The sequence below is a fragment of the Anaerococcus sp. mt242 genome, assembly GCF_016798225.1.
GTDB lineage: Bacteria > Bacillota > Clostridia > Tissierellales > Peptoniphilaceae > Anaerococcus.
In genome coordinates, this window is sequence record NZ_JAEUYX010000002.1 from 156,099 (window position 1) to 170,614 (window position 14,516).

15 protein-coding genes and 1 tRNA gene are annotated in these 14,516 nt (G+C 30.2%); 2 read left to right on the top strand and 14 right to left on the bottom strand.

Annotation, left to right across the window (positions count from 1 at the left end; all coding sequences use genetic code 11):
• Positions 1-2 precede the first annotated feature (2 nt).
• From rho to JNO63_RS01950, 6 genes are all read right to left on the bottom strand, one after another.
• Positions 3-1,307 carry a transcription termination factor Rho gene (rho, locus tag JNO63_RS01925; protein WP_203126683.1) on the bottom strand — a complete coding sequence of 435 codons (1,305 nt, stop codon included), beginning with the start codon at positions 1,305-1,307 and terminating at the stop codon, positions 3-5.
• A 66-nt stretch (positions 1,308-1,373) separates the two neighbouring features.
• Positions 1,374-2,240 (bottom strand): class II fructose-1,6-bisphosphate aldolase, encoded by an 867-nt coding sequence (gene fba, locus JNO63_RS01930; protein WP_203126685.1) that lies wholly within the window; start codon positions 2,238-2,240, stop codon positions 1,374-1,376.
• Between the two features lie 14 nt (positions 2,241-2,254).
• Positions 2,255-4,000: a proline--tRNA ligase gene (locus JNO63_RS01935; RefSeq protein WP_203126687.1), complete on the bottom strand. Its 1,746-nt coding sequence runs from the start codon at positions 3,998-4,000 to the stop codon at positions 2,255-2,257.
• A 162-nt stretch (positions 4,001-4,162) separates the two neighbouring features.
• Complete coding sequence (locus tag JNO63_RS01940; protein ID WP_203126689.1) at positions 4,163-6,244, bottom strand: Tex-like N-terminal domain-containing protein; 2,082 nt, start codon at positions 6,242-6,244, stop codon at positions 4,163-4,165.
• A 7-nt stretch (positions 6,245-6,251) separates the two neighbouring features.
• Positions 6,252-6,944: a TraX family protein gene (locus JNO63_RS01945; protein ID WP_203126691.1), complete on the bottom strand. Its 693-nt coding sequence runs from the start codon at positions 6,942-6,944 to the stop codon at positions 6,252-6,254.
• Positions 6,945-7,026: 82 nt separating this feature from the next.
• Positions 7,027-7,680 carry a hypothetical protein gene (locus JNO63_RS01950; protein WP_203126693.1) on the bottom strand — a complete coding sequence of 218 codons (654 nt, stop codon included), beginning with the start codon at positions 7,678-7,680 and terminating at the stop codon, positions 7,027-7,029.
• Between the two features lie 641 nt (positions 7,681-8,321).
• Here JNO63_RS01950 and JNO63_RS01955 point away from each other — a divergent pair.
• Positions 8,322-8,397, top strand: a tRNA-Thr gene (locus tag JNO63_RS01955).
• 69 nt (positions 8,398-8,466) lie between these two features.
• Here JNO63_RS01955 and JNO63_RS01960 read toward each other — a convergent pair.
• The 6 genes from JNO63_RS01960 to JNO63_RS01985 all read right to left on the bottom strand — a co-directional run bounded on the left by JNO63_RS01960 (position 8,467) and on the right by JNO63_RS01985 (position 12,033).
• Entirely contained in the window at positions 8,467-8,640 is a 174-nt protein-coding gene (locus JNO63_RS01960; protein WP_203126695.1) for an indolepyruvate ferredoxin oxidoreductase subunit alpha, read from the bottom strand.
• A gap of 120 nt (positions 8,641-8,760) precedes the next feature.
• Positions 8,761-9,573: a PSP1 domain-containing protein gene (locus JNO63_RS01965; RefSeq protein WP_203126697.1), complete on the bottom strand. Its 813-nt coding sequence runs from the start codon at positions 9,571-9,573 to the stop codon at positions 8,761-8,763.
• Entirely contained in the window at positions 9,570-10,358 is a 789-nt protein-coding gene (locus JNO63_RS01970; protein ID WP_203126698.1) for a DNA polymerase III subunit delta, read from the bottom strand. Before JNO63_RS01970 ends, JNO63_RS01965 begins: the two co-directional genes overlap by 4 nt.
• Positions 10,355-10,684 carry a cyclic-di-AMP receptor gene (locus JNO63_RS01975; protein WP_203126699.1) on the bottom strand — a complete coding sequence of 110 codons (330 nt, stop codon included), beginning with the start codon at positions 10,682-10,684 and terminating at the stop codon, positions 10,355-10,357. The genes JNO63_RS01970 and JNO63_RS01975 overlap by 4 nt, the downstream gene beginning before the upstream one ends.
• Complete coding sequence (gene tmk / locus JNO63_RS01980; protein ID WP_203126700.1) at positions 10,685-11,308, bottom strand: dTMP kinase; 624 nt, start codon at positions 11,306-11,308, stop codon at positions 10,685-10,687.
• A 65-nt stretch (positions 11,309-11,373) separates the two neighbouring features.
• Positions 11,374-12,033 carry a 50S ribosomal protein L25 gene (locus JNO63_RS01985; protein WP_203126701.1) on the bottom strand — a complete coding sequence of 220 codons (660 nt, stop codon included), beginning with the start codon at positions 12,031-12,033 and terminating at the stop codon, positions 11,374-11,376.
• Between the two features lie 127 nt (positions 12,034-12,160).
• Between JNO63_RS01985 and tpx the strand changes: the two genes are divergently transcribed.
• The gene (tpx, locus tag JNO63_RS01990; RefSeq protein ID WP_203126702.1) at positions 12,161-12,682 is read left to right on the top strand and encodes a thiol peroxidase; all 522 of its coding nucleotides are present in this window, start codon (positions 12,161-12,163) and stop codon (positions 12,680-12,682) included.
• Positions 12,683-12,715: 33 nt separating this feature from the next.
• Here tpx and JNO63_RS01995 read toward each other — a convergent pair whose 3' ends face one another.
• Both JNO63_RS01995 and JNO63_RS02000 read right to left on the bottom strand, forming a co-directional pair.
• The gene (locus tag JNO63_RS01995) at positions 12,716-13,702 is read right to left on the bottom strand and encodes a lipid II:glycine glycyltransferase FemX (RefSeq protein WP_203126709.1); all 987 of its coding nucleotides are present in this window, start codon (positions 13,700-13,702) and stop codon (positions 12,716-12,718) included.
• 8 nt (positions 13,703-13,710) lie between these two features.
• The gene (locus JNO63_RS02000; RefSeq protein ID WP_203126711.1) at positions 13,711-14,499 is read right to left on the bottom strand and encodes a bifunctional 5,10-methylenetetrahydrofolate dehydrogenase/5,10-methenyltetrahydrofolate cyclohydrolase; all 789 of its coding nucleotides are present in this window, start codon (positions 14,497-14,499) and stop codon (positions 13,711-13,713) included.
• Positions 14,500-14,516: the final 17 nt, after the last annotated feature.

Below are 14,516 nucleotides of genomic sequence, written 5' to 3' on the forward strand. Positions count from 1 at the left end.
ACTTATAATGAATTATTAATAAGATCAATTAGTTTTTCATTTGTAGGGGTTCGTTTCATAAAATCTATTAGCTCAACTATGGATTCTGTAGTATCCATTTCTGATTTTCTAATCTTATATATTGCTTCTAATTCATCCTTACTTAGTAATAAGTCTTCGCGTCTTGTTGATGATTTTTCAATATTTATCGCCGGAAAAATTCTCCTATCAGATAATCTTCTGTCTAGGTGTATTTCCATATTACCCGTTCCTTTAAATTCCTCAAAAATCATATCATCCATACGACTTCCAGTATCTACTAGCGCTGTAGCAAGTATAGTAAGTGACCCGCCATCTTCTACATTACGAGCTGCACCAAAAAATTGTTTAGGACCGACTAGAGCCATTGGATCTAGTCCACCAGATAAAGTCCTACCTGATTGTGGAGTTGTAATATTGTAGGCACGTGCTAGTCTAGTTATCGAATCAAGAAGTATTACAACATCTTTTTTATCTTCGACAAACCTTTTCGCTCTTTCTAAAATCATTTCTGCCATTTCAATATGGTTTTGGGGAGGCATGTCAAAAGTTGATGAGGCGACTTCTGTTCGCATATAATCATTTGTTGGATCTCGATATTCGTTTACAAATCTTATGAGGTCAGTAACTTCTTCCGGTCTCTCATCAATAAGTAAGACAAATATCTTTACATCATCATAGTTTTTTTCTATTGCTCTTTCTATGTTTTTTATTAGTGTAGTTTTACCAGCCTTTGGTTGAGATACTATTAATCCTCTTTGACCACGACCTACAGGGGATATCATATCAATAATACGGCCTGATATATTTTCTTTTGTGGTTTCAAGTCTGATTCTCTCATTTGGATATATAGGTGTAAGATCTTCAAATGATTGTCTATTAAAGGCTTCACCTGGTTTTATACCGTTTACATCAGAAACGAAAATTAAGGGTGCAAATTTATCCTTATCATGTTTTTCACGAGCAATACCTTTTATGTAGTCACCAGTTTTTAGTCTAAACATTTTGATTTGCTTTGGAGGAACGTATATGTCATCATCCCCTTGTTCATGTAAATCAGAACGTAAAAAACCAAATCCATCTGGAAGAATCTCAAGTACTCCTTCGCAATCAAATTTCGCGCCTAGGTCGTTATCTTGTTTTTCTTTCTCTTCTTCTTCTTTTTCTTTATAAGCTTGTTCAATAAGTTTAATTAATTCATCTTTTTTGTATTTAGTAACTGACGGGATTTCTAATTCCTTAGCAATTTCTCTTAATTCAGTTACTAATTTCACTTCTAAATTATCCATATTTTTCCTAGTAAAAAATTAAAGGACCAATTGGTTAAACCAAAATGGCCCTATAAATTAGTTCTTTTATTTATTAGCTGAACCTTCACAACCAAACATATCTATTTTTTCAAAAACAATATCTTTAATAGCTTGAGTACCTGGAGCTAAAAGTTTTCTTGGATCAAATCCCTTACCTTCTTTGTCTTTGCCAGCTTCAATGTATTCACGAGTAGCTTTAGCAAATGCAATTTGACATTCTGTATTAACATTTATTTTTGAAACACCTAGTTCAACTGCTTTTTTAATTTGATCTTCAGGTATTCCTGTACCACCGTGTAATACAATAGGCATATTTACAGCATCTGATACTTCTCTTAATCTATCAAAGTTAAGACCTTGCCAATCTGCTGGATAAACTCCGTGGATATTACCAATCCCTGCAGCAATAAAGTCGATATCACAACCTGCTAGCTGTTTACATTCATTAACATCCGCTAGTTCTCCTGCACTTGTTACTCCATCTTCTTCTCCACCGATACCACCAACTTCTGCCTCAACAGATATACCTTTAGCGTGAGCTAATTCAACTATTTCACGTGTTTTTTCAAGGTTTTCTTCTAGTGGCAAGCTTGAACCATCAAACATAACTGAAGTATATCCTGCTTCTATTGCTTTTTTAGCTCCTTCATAAGTTCCGTGGTCTAAGTGAAGTGCAACTGGAACTGTAATTCCTAGATCATCATGCATTGTTTTAACTAGTGCAGCCACAGTATTAAATCCGCCCATATATTTTACAGCACCTTCAGATGATGCAATAATTACAGCTGTTTTCTTTTCTTCACATGCTTGAAGAATAGCTTTTGTCCATTCAAGGTTATTTGTATTAAAGTGAGCTATTGCATATCCACTTTCATAAGCTTTGTTTAACATTTCTTTTGCATTTACTAACATATTCTAATCTCCTTTTAAGCTTCGTAGCTATCTGGTTTATGTCTAGTCATTACTAAATCGGCTTTAACATTTTCTATAACTTTGTCGATAGCTTCATTAACATCTACTGATTCATTTATACCCTCACGACGAGTAGAGTATTCAACTTTTTTATCAGCAGCACCCTTACCTACTGTTATTCTATATGGAATTCCAATAAGATCTCTATCGTTAAACTTAACTCCCGCTCTTTCTTCTCTATCATCAAATAGAACATCTATACCATTTTCTTGTAGTTTTGCATAAATTTCTTCAGATAAATTCATTTGTTCTTCATTTTTTACATTTATAGTAGTAATAATTACTTCAAAAGGAGCCACTGTTGTTGGCCAAATAATACCATTTTCATCATGGTTTTGTTCGATAATAGCAGCAATAGAACGGCTAACACCGATTCCATATGAACCCATAACGATAGGCTGTTGTTTTCCATCTCTATCTAAGAAATAAGCACCTACTGACTCAGAATATTTTGTACCTAATTGGAATATATTTCCAACTTCTATACCTTGAGCAGCTTTAAGTTTACCCGAACCATCAATTGCCATATCGCCTTCTTTGGCTGTTAATAAATCCTCAGCTACTTCGCCATCAAAATCACGACCAAACGTAGCATTCATATAGTGGTGATTTTCTTTGTTTGCACCAATTACAGTGTTTGTCATTTGAGTGATTGATTTATCTATAATGACTCTTGGGTTGTTTAACAAACCTTTTGGTCCAGTATATCCTGGTTCAGCTCCAGTATATTTTAGGATCATTTCATCATCCATCATTTCGATTTCATGTTCTGGAACTTGTAAATATGCAATTAGTTTTGCCATATTAAGCTCTCTATCCCCAGGTACAAATACAAAAACTGGCTCGCCATTCACTTTTAAATCAACAGTTTTCACTAGTTTTTCTTCTGAAACATTTAAGAACTCACTTACATCTTTAATTGTAGTTTTATCAGTTGTTTCTACTAATTCTAGGTCTTTTAATTCTTCTTGTTCATATTCTTTGATGTAAGAAGCTTTTTCAATTGTGGCTGCATAATCTGATTCGTCAGTATAGAAAATAATTCCTTCACCATTTTCTGCTAAAGCTATAAATTCGTGTGATACTCTACCTCCCATGGCCCCAGTATCACCTTGTACGATTTTATAGTCAATGCGCATATTATCAAATGCTTGTACATATGCATCCCACATTTTTTGATAAGAAATTTGTAATTGATCATAGTCTTCATCAAATGAATAAGCATCTTTCATAAGAAAGCTTCTTGCTCTGATGATTCCGTTTCTTGGTCTTCTTTCATCTCTAAACTTTTCTACTATTTGATAAAGATTTAGTGGAAGCTGCTTATATGATACTAATTCGTTTTTAACTAAATCAGCAAAATATTCTTCTGCAGTTGGTCCAAAGCAATATTCGCGACCAAGTCTATCAGACATTTTTAACATTTCTGGTCCAAATGTTTGCCATCTACCAGATGCTTCCCATAATTCTTTTGGTTGAACCATAGATGTTTCCACTTGGATAGAGTCATAGTCTTCCATTGCATCACATACAATTTTAAAAATCTTATTTTTTACTTTCATCCCAAGTGGTAAATAAGAATAAATTCCAGCTTCTTGTTTTCTTACAAAACCACCTCTTACTAGCAATTTATGACTTGCTACCTCAGCATCAGCTGGATCATCTCTTAAGGTTGGCATATAATAATTTGTTAATTTCATCTACATCTCCTATTATAAAATTTCGTTGCTAAATCTACTTTAAATTATCTCATTAATTCGGGGGCTTTAGCAACATAATTGTTATAATAAATTATTATACTATTTTCGGCTAATTTTAATTCAGTGAAAAATCTCACTTTATGATTACTCATTTAATCTCCTTTAGTTTATCATCGATAGTGATATCCTTGACTTTTCTTTGTCAATATCGATAACTTTAACATTAATTATATCCGAATTTTTTAAAATTTCATTAGGATCAGTTATAAATTTGTCACTCATTTTTGATATGTGAACTAGTCCGTCTATACCTACACCAATGTCGACAAAGGCACCAAAGTCAGTAATATTTCTAACTTTCCCCTTGATTTCATCCCCTATTTTTATATCATCAATTGTCATAATTTCTGATTTGGTTAAAACTTCAGGATTATCATCACGTGGATCTCTTCCTGGTTTTTTAAGTTCTGTTATTATATCTTCTAAAGTCGGAATTCCAACGTTTAATGCTGTACTAAGAGTATCTAAGTCTAATTGATCCAAATCATAATCTGAAAGTTTTTTAGCAATTTTATAACTTTCTGGGTGGACACCAGTGTTATCTAAAATTTCTGGTGAATCAGGAAATCTTAAAAAGCCTGCAGCAAGTTTATAGGTCTTATCTCCTAATCCCTTAACGTTTTTTAAATCTTTTCTATAAATTAAGTTGCCCTCTTTAAAGCTATCCTCAATTCGTTTTGCTAGCGTTAAGTTTAGACCAGAAACATAAGATAAAAGCTTGTAGGATGCATTATTAATAGTAACACCTACTTCATTTACTGCATCTTCCACAACTTTGGAAAGTTCTTCATCTAATTTTTTCTCATTTAAATCGTGTTGGTATTGTCCAACACCTATATGTTTTGGTTCAATTTTAACAAGTTCTGCCATTGGATCTTGTAATCTTCTAGCCATGGATATAGCACCACGAATTGTAACATCAAGATCTGGAAACTCTTCTTCACCTAAAGTTGATGCCGAATAAACTGATGCTCCGGCCTCATTAACCACAGCATATGCTAAGTCTTTATCAATTTGTTCAATCAATTTATTTACAAATATTTCGGTTTCTCTACTAGCGGTAGCATTTCCCAATGCAATAAGGCTTACATTATATTTTTTAATTAAATCAATAAGTACCCTAATAGATTCAGCTTCTTTTTTGTGGGGTTCAACTGGATAAATAACTGCTTTGTCTAAATATTTTCCATTTTGATCTACTACTGCTACCTTACAACCTGTCCTAAAACCTGGGTCTAGTCCCATCACATTTTTTCCCTTGATTGGTCTTTGTAGGAAATATGGTTTTAAGTTTTTAGAGAAAACTTTAATAGACTCATCCTCTGCTGAATCGGTTAGGAAATTGCGTAATTCGGTAGTGATTGAAGGTAGTATGAGCCTTTTATATGCATCATCTATGCTTAGATTTAATAATTCTTTTTGATATTCATTACTGATTTCGTAAAGATCAGCAATAAGTTTTTTATTATACTCATCAGTAAAATCTATCTTTACACTTAAGGCCCCATCTCTTTCAGCTCTATTTATAGCTAAAATTTGATATGATTTTATATCCTTAACTTTTTTATTAAAGTCATAATAAGTTTCATAAATTTTATTAGGATCTTCTTTAAGTGTAGACGATAGTTTAGCTCGCATCATTCCATCTCGACGTACTATATTTCTAGCATCAATATTATTTGAGATATCTTCAGCAAATATATCAAGAGATTTTTCAATTGCTAGCTCCGGACTTTCAATATCTTCACTTAAAAAGTCTTTAGCATAATTAATGGCTTCTTGTCTACTATTAGCTTCATTTAATAAAAAATTATATAAAGGTTCTAGACCTAATTCTTTTGCTTTGTCCGCTCTTGTCTTTCTTTTTTTCTTAAACGGTGCATATATATCTTCCAGAATTGTTAAAGAATTTGTACTTAAAATTTCCTCTTTTAATTCATCTGTTAGTTTTTCTTGACTTTCTAAAGAATTAATTATTTCTTCTTGTCTTTTTTCTATATTTCTTAATTTGTTTAAATTTTTTTCAATATTTCTGATGTCGACATCGTTTAGGTTACCGGTTTTTTCTTTTCTGTATCTAGCTATAAAAGCTACGGTTGACCCCTCATCTAATAGATCGATGACATTGTTGATATTTTTTTCGTTTATATTTAATTGTTCTGATAAAATTTCTGTAATATTCATAAATTCCTTATAAAAATAAAAGTTTCATTAAGTAAATAATTAATAAATGGGCTGGATAGAATAAGTAGAATGTCCATTTATTTTGTTTTCCTCTTTGTCCATTGTATAGCATTATCAAAGGAATGGCTAAATATACAAACCCATATGTTACGGGTATAGCGTATCCGCCCATTTCAAATTCAAAATGAAAAGCCAATAGTAATGCTAGAGCTGTCAAAATTTTACTATCCTTAGCTAAATACAAAAGAACTATGGCCATTATCCCATTGTGTTTGTAATCTGTTCTAAAAGTTAAAGCTAGATTTCTAGCAATTAATACAATAATTAGTATAGCTAATATTTTTAATATTGGATTAAGATTCTTTTTCCATAAATAATCGATGCCATATATAGCCAATGCACCCATTAGCAATGTAAAAAATACATTCTGACTATCTTTATATATTGGAGCTCCAAATATAGCAAGGTCAAACGGGATTTCGGAAAGAAGTGCAAACACAAGCATTCTTAAAATATATTTTTTAAAATCTTTTGTATAAATTACAGCCTGAACTGTAAAAAAACAAAATATTGGCATAGATATTCTGCCTAATAAAACAAAAATATCTGCTAATGCAAAATATTTTTCTCCTAAACTATACAAGAAACCAGTTTGAGCTAAATGAGATAGTAACATAAAAAACATAGCAATATATTTCAAATGAGCTCCTGTTAAGTACGGTCTATCCCTATACCAAACTCTTGTATATATTTCTTTATCTTTGTATTTCAAATAGTTCATATTAATTTCCCTTTATAAAATTAATTTTGTATTTAGGGAAATTCATACTAATTACTTTCCCACCTACATTTGCATAATCTTTCTCATCTATATCATATATATTTGAAGGATCAAAAAATATAACTTTGCTAGTAGGATCCTCATTAGGACTTACAATCAGCTCAAACTTATAAGCACTTTTATCTTTAGAATACTTTAAGAGTAGATCTATAAATCTTCCATAATCATATTCATTGATATTTTCAAATTCCAAGTCAATTTTATACTCATTATTTTCTTGAATTTTTAAAATAGGTCTATTACTAGTAAATGAGCTTTTTTCACCAGAGATTAGATTTTGGATGGACATTGTGGTTCTATTAGATTGATTTTTATCTTCTGTACTAATAAGCCTTATAAGACCAGTATTTGATACTGTGCTTTTCATCTGATTTTCATTTTTTATAGACGATTCTTTTTCATTTGATATTTCCGCAACATTTGACATGCTAATTTTTTTATTTATTATATTTTTGTCAATTTTTATAGTCTGGCTAGGTTCAAAATTTTCTTTTTCTAGAGTTTTTCTCACTCTTCTTCCTTGATTTTTAGAATTTCTATAATTTTCATATTTATCTTCAGAATTCAAATATTCTTTTATCTCTCTAAAATCCATCTTATCTCCAAGCACGATACTCTCTTTGGTGCTTAAAAATTTGTATGTTGAATAAATAGTTTTGATTAACATATAAATAAAAGATATGGAGGTCAAGATTCTAATAATATCATCTCCGAGAAAATATTCTGCATGGATGATATTTAAAAATATCATAAGCAAAAAAGGTAAAAGTCCTGTATATTTAAAAAAATGGCCAACTTTAGAGTCACTTTTATCGGGATTATTTATACCTAAATTTCCCATTCTAATTAAAATTTTAAAGATTTTATAAAAAAATATTATAAATCCAACAATATATAATATCGTTATAAAATTATAAACTTGAGGGAAATTGTAATATATATCAAACGGTAGTGATTTAATGGCGTAATCTAGGCCAAAAGCTATTGCTAAAACTAGTAGACCTGTTTTCCTAAATGTTCGCGATATAATAAATATAATTATATTTAATAGTACAAAAAATAAAGGTATTAATGTAACCCTGTTGCTTATAAGAATACTCTGTAATTGTCTTAATATAAATGAAAAATCCATAATAAACTCCTTTTTAATTATATCAAAAATGAGTAAATTGCCAAAACTTTTAAATAACGATAATTGTTTAATTGATAAATTTGAGTATAATCACTTTGTAATTTGCTTCAATAGCTCAATTGGTAGAGCCACGGTATCGTAAGCCGTTTGTTGCAGGTTCAAGTCCTGTTTGAAGCTCCAAAATAAAAAAGATGCTAGTTAATCTAGCATCTTTTTTTATAATAATATGTCTAAGTTTTTATGTATTTTTTATTCTGGATCAATTGCGTCTACTGGACAAACTGAAGCACATGTTCCACAATCAATGCAAGTATCAGCATCAATTACGTATGCATCATCTCCAGCTGAGATAGCTTCTACTGGGCATTCGCCTGCGCATGTTCCACAGCTAATACATGTATTTTCATCTATAACGTAAGCCATAATTACCTCCTATTTATTTTATATTAAGATTGTACAACTAAATACCCTATTTGTCAAGAATATTTATTCTTATTTCAAGCCGTTTTAAATAATTATTCAAAATGATAATTGATATCAATGCTATTTTAACTTGTTTAGATTGCAAATTTTATAGTCTTTTTCAATAGCCTGATCATCAGACTCATTTTGAATTCTTACCTTACAGCATTCCCTAACATAGTCGCTTCCTACCACAACTCCTTGGCCATCTTCAGTTTCAACACTTTGACCATATTTAGGCATGACTTTTTTTAAATTTAGGTAGTTATCCTCTTCAAAAGCCAAACAACACATAAGTCTACCGCATACTCCCGATATTTTTGACGGATCCAAACTGATATTTTGGTCCTTAGCATATTTAATTGATAAAGGAGCAAAATCAGTTAAGTGTCTTGAACAACAACACTCCTGTCCACAAGAACCATAATGTTTTACTAATTTTGCATAGTCCCTTACACCAATCTGTCTAAGTTCGATACGGCTTTTGAATGTACTTGCTAAATCTTTAACTAAGTCTCTAAAATCGACTCTTTTATCAGAAGTAAAATAAAATGTTAACTTTGACCTATCAAAGTTATATCCACAATCAACAATCTTCATATTTAAGTCATAGCCATCAGCCTTATCTTGGCAGATTTTCTTTGCTTTTTTTGCATCTAGTTCATTGATAAAGTGAGTCTTAATATCCTCTTCATTTGCGATTCTTAATACTTTATTTAATTTTTTATCAAATTTTTCTTTTTCTATATCTACATTATATAGTACTACTTCTCCAAATTCCTCACCGTCTTCGGTATCTACAATAACTTTTTGTTTGTATCTAAAATTTTGATCTTCTGCATCAAAATAATATATCTTACCGGTTTCCTTAAACCTTACACCTATTACGTTCACTTTGTCATTCCTCCCCTGAATATACTAAATATAACTTCCTCAATAGATAAATCATAATTAATATTATTTTTTAGTCCAGTTTTTATAGTATATATCAGGTTGATTACTTCCTCTATCTGTCCTAAATCCATATCAGTTAATTTCTTGATATTTAGATTCACTGATGCTTCATCATCTGTGTATTTGGTTTTTATTACTTTATTGAATACTTCAATAAATCCATCAAATATTACAAGTTTATCGTTTTTATAAGAATCAAAAAATGCTTTGTTGGCATAAAAGGAGCTTATATTTCCTTTATATACTTCAGATATTATTTCAGATAGTTTTTCTATATCAATATCACTAGTTATCTCATTTGTATCAAGTCTAATTATTTGACAACGAGATCTAATAGTAGGTAATAATAAATCTTTATTTTTCGTAGTAAATATTACCATATTATAATCTTTTAGCTCTTCAATAGTTTTAAGCATGGCATTAAATCCTTCAGTTCTCATATTGTGAGCATTATGAATTATATATATTTTGATAATTTTATTTGATGGTTTTAAAACAGTATCTTTGAGTAATGTCCTTACTGATTCTATATCTATGATTTCATTTTCATTATCTATTATGTATAAATCTGGATTAAGTTTATTTTCTATGTAAATACCTTTATTTTCAAAAACCTTTTTTGAAAAATCATTAGCAAATTCTAAGTTATATTTTTCATTTGGGGATTCGAAAATATAGGCATGGGATAATGTGTTTTGATTTATTTGTAAATCTAAGTCAATCATAGTCTGATATATTGATCAACATCAATAATAAATATTGTTGCTCCTCCAACTGTAATATCTACAGGTACTGTATTTGTAAGTAGTGAGCTTTCTGCTGTTGGGTTTATAATTGTAGTAGTTGTGTTTCTTCTCTTGCAATTATGTTCTATGATAGATAATACATCATCTAATTTTTCTTCTTCTACTCCTATTAATAATGTAGTATTTCCTTTTTTTAGAAAGCCTCCAGTTGTAGAAAGTCTTGTCACTCTGTATCCATTTTCAGTAAGTGCATCCATCAAAAAATTAACATCTGCATCTTGTACAATAGAAATTAATAGTTTCATCTAATCCTCCAATAAGTTTTTTATGAGTTTTAAAACATTGGTGCTTACTTCTTCTATGGAACGAGTGGCATCCACTTGTTTTATATCATCTTTGTATCTATTTGCTATATCCAAATAAGCATCAAATATTTTTTTATGAAAATCAAAATCTTCATTTTCTAATCTATCTGGTGAAAAATTTGCTCTTTTACGTATTAGAGCAGTTTTATAGTCAATATTGAAAAATATGGTTAGATTTGGTTTTATATTATCTGTTGCAAAATCATTTATTTTCTTCACCTCATCAATTCCAAGTTCGCGTCCAATGCCTTGGTAAAGTAAAGAGCTTAAAACAAATCTATCACATAAAATAATTTCACCATTTTTTAGGCCTGGTTTGATTTTCTCTTCGACTAGTTGAGCTCTGCTTGCTGCAAAAAGCAAACTTTCTGTTTTAGCAGCCATTTTGATATTATTATTATCGATAATGATTTCTCTGATTTTTTCAGAAATATCTGTCCCACCTGGTTCTCTAACTATTCTTATATCATAACCTTCGCTAGTTAGTTTTTGATTTACATTTTTTAAGATTGTGCTTTTTCCAGATCCATCTGGTCCTTCAAAAACAATAAGTTTTCCATTCATAAGTCTATTATAGCAAACATTTCCACTTTATGGCAATAAAAAAAGACCCTAGGGCCTTTAAATTATTATTCAGCGTTTTCTGCTTCTTCACCATCTTCTGTTTCTTCAACAGTTGGTACATTAGCAGCATCAACATCTTCTGCTTCTTCATCTTCTGGAATTTCTTCTTCAGTTGTTTCTTGTAGTGAGCAGATTACTTCATCTTCTTCTTCAAGAATTGTGATGTTTTCATTTCCAAAGATATCTAAATCAGCAACAGTTCTGTTATCTCCTATTTCGAATTCAGTAATGTCAACTTCAGCTGTTTGTGGAATGTATTTAGGTAGACATTCTACTTCAATTGTATCTAGATTTTGAACTAATACTGCTTGATCAACTTTTAGATCTTCTCTTCCTAATAATACAACTGGAACGCTAACTCTGATTGTTTCGTTTTGGTTGATTGCTTGGAAATCGATGTGTAAGTATTGGTTTTTGTATGGATGTGTTTGGTAATCTTTAATAAGTACGTCTTTGTTTTCTCCATCAACATCTAATGTGATGATTGTAGATGTACCTGCTTGTCTTAAAATTTTATCGAAGTCTCTAGATGTAACTGTTACATTAAGATTATCTTCACCTTTGGCATAAACAACGCCTGGAATTAATTCTTCAGCTCTTAACTTATTAACTTTATTTTTTCCAGTAACTTCTCTGTTATTTGCATTTAATACTAAGTCTGCCATATTCCCTCCTATTATATTTTCATACTGACTAATTATACCCTAAAATCTCATACTTTACAATGCTTTGTTTTTATAATATGATATTAATTAGATAAATAACTATTCTTAAAATTTTAAGGAGAAAAATATGACTAATAGAGTTATAAAGTTTGGACAACTTGATTTAACCATTGACGGTCAAATGCTTGATATAAATGATAAGGCTCCTAATTTTAAAGGAAAATTAGAAGATCTTTCAGATTATGATTTTTATAATAATGAAAAAGGTAAAGTAAAGATTATTTCAGCAGTACCTTCTCTTGATACATCAGTTTGTGAACTTCAAACATTTTTATTATCTAAAAATGAAGAAAATTTCCCAGAGGATTTTTCTGTAATCACTATTTCAAATGATTTGCCTTTTGCTCAAAAACGTTTTGAAAAAGAAAAAGATATTTCAAAAGTAAAGTTAGTATCAGATTACCTATATGAAGATTTCGCCAAAAAATATTCGCTTTTTATAAATGAATTAAAATTAATAAATAGAGCTATTTTTGTTGTTGATAAAGATAATGTGATTAGACACGTTGAATACTTAAAACAAAATACAGAATTGCCTGATGTAGAAAAGGCGTTAGATATTGCTTTAAATCTTACAAAAACAAATTAAAACCCTTAAGATATTTACTCTTAAGGGTTTTTCTTATTTTAAAAATTCTTCATATTTTTCTCTATCATAAACGACGTCTAATTCACCAATAAAGTTAGTATATCTGTCAGGATAGCAAAATCCTTCTTTAAATCTATACAAACCATCTTTTGAATCAAGGGAAAAAGTACCACCAAAGTCAAAATAGTCATATCCATTTTCACGGCACCATTTAATTTCTTCCCATATCATATTAAAGTTTGGCATTTTGTTTCTCATTTCATTTGAACTAGCTGCATATAAATAATACACTTTATTACCATATGGTATTAATAAAGATGCTGACAATGCTTGGTCTTCAAAATAAGAAGTAAATATAGTTCCATCCAGATGCTCAATCAATCTTTTAAAATATTCTTTTGGTCTATGTCCAATTTCTTGTCTATCGGCCATAATTTTTGTTAATTCATAAAATTTATCCAAAGTTTTATCATTGGTTTCTTTTACTGTTTTTATATCATTTCTATAGGATTTTCTAATGTTTCTGCGAGTGGCGGATGAAAAACTTTCAAATAGTTCATCTTCACTCATACCAGAAATTGGTAAAATCATATTGTATCTAGGTTGTGTAAAAGAATGTGGATTCGTTCCATAAGTTCTAAAATCATATCCTCTTTTTTCATATTCATAAACAGCCTTTTCGTCAAAAATAACTTCTGGATCTAGTCTTAACAAGAATGCGTCATACTTTTCTTTTAAAACTTCAGATTCCTTTATTAGAGAATCAACAAGATTATAGTTTTTGAAATCACAAACTGGACCACGTGGTGCATATAGAAAATACTTTCCATTAGGGTTTTGTATCCCTATTACACTCATAGCAGCGATAATTTGCTTATTTTCCTCTATATAAACATAATCACTTGACCAATTATTCTTAATTTTAGCCCATGCTGGATCTTGCATAGGACTTCCATACTCAGATTGTCTTACAAACTCTTTATATCTTTCAAAATCTTCCTTAGCTTCTACTAATGGCATTATCTCTCCTAATCAATCAAACTTTCTAAAAGAGTCAATGTTGTAATTGACCCTATTCCTTTTTTGCTTGTTAGTACCTTCACATCTAAATCTTCTAACTGATCATAATTAATGTCACCTACTATCTTACCATTAACTACAGATGTTCCAACATCTATTAAAACCTGCCCATCTTTAAAATAGTCTTTGACATAATAATTTGCCCTTCCTATAGCAGAAATAAATATATCAGAACCTAAGATAGCCTTGTGCGGATCTGGGTAAGCACTATTTAAAACTGTAACATAAGCTCTATGTTTTGAACAGTAACTAGCTAGTGGTAGACCAATCAAATTTGTATTATTAGCAATAACTATTCTCTTTTCTTTTATGCTAATATTATTATAATTTAAAAAATTTATTATCGCTTTTGGTGTTGCAGGAAGGCTATTAAGATCCCCTGTCATGCTTTTTCCCAAGGATTGAAAAGTAAATCCATCTATGTCTTTTAATTTAATATCTTTTCTTAAATCATCAAACTCTTTGGATGATCCAAAGGGTTGTAATAAGATAAAGGCATCCTTATCTTCAAAGTAATCTGTGTAGGCTAGGACATCATCATTATTTGAATCAGAGTTAAAAACTTTATCTTCATAAGGAATATCAAATTCTTTACATCGCTTTATTATATATTTCTTATAAGACTCAACTTCTGCGGTCGCTTGTTTTGATAGGATGTGAAGGGTACTAGTTATATTTTTATTATTTAATTTTTTTATTAAATTATTTTTTATATTATCTGTAGTTAAAATCTTCATGTGTATACCATCTAAAA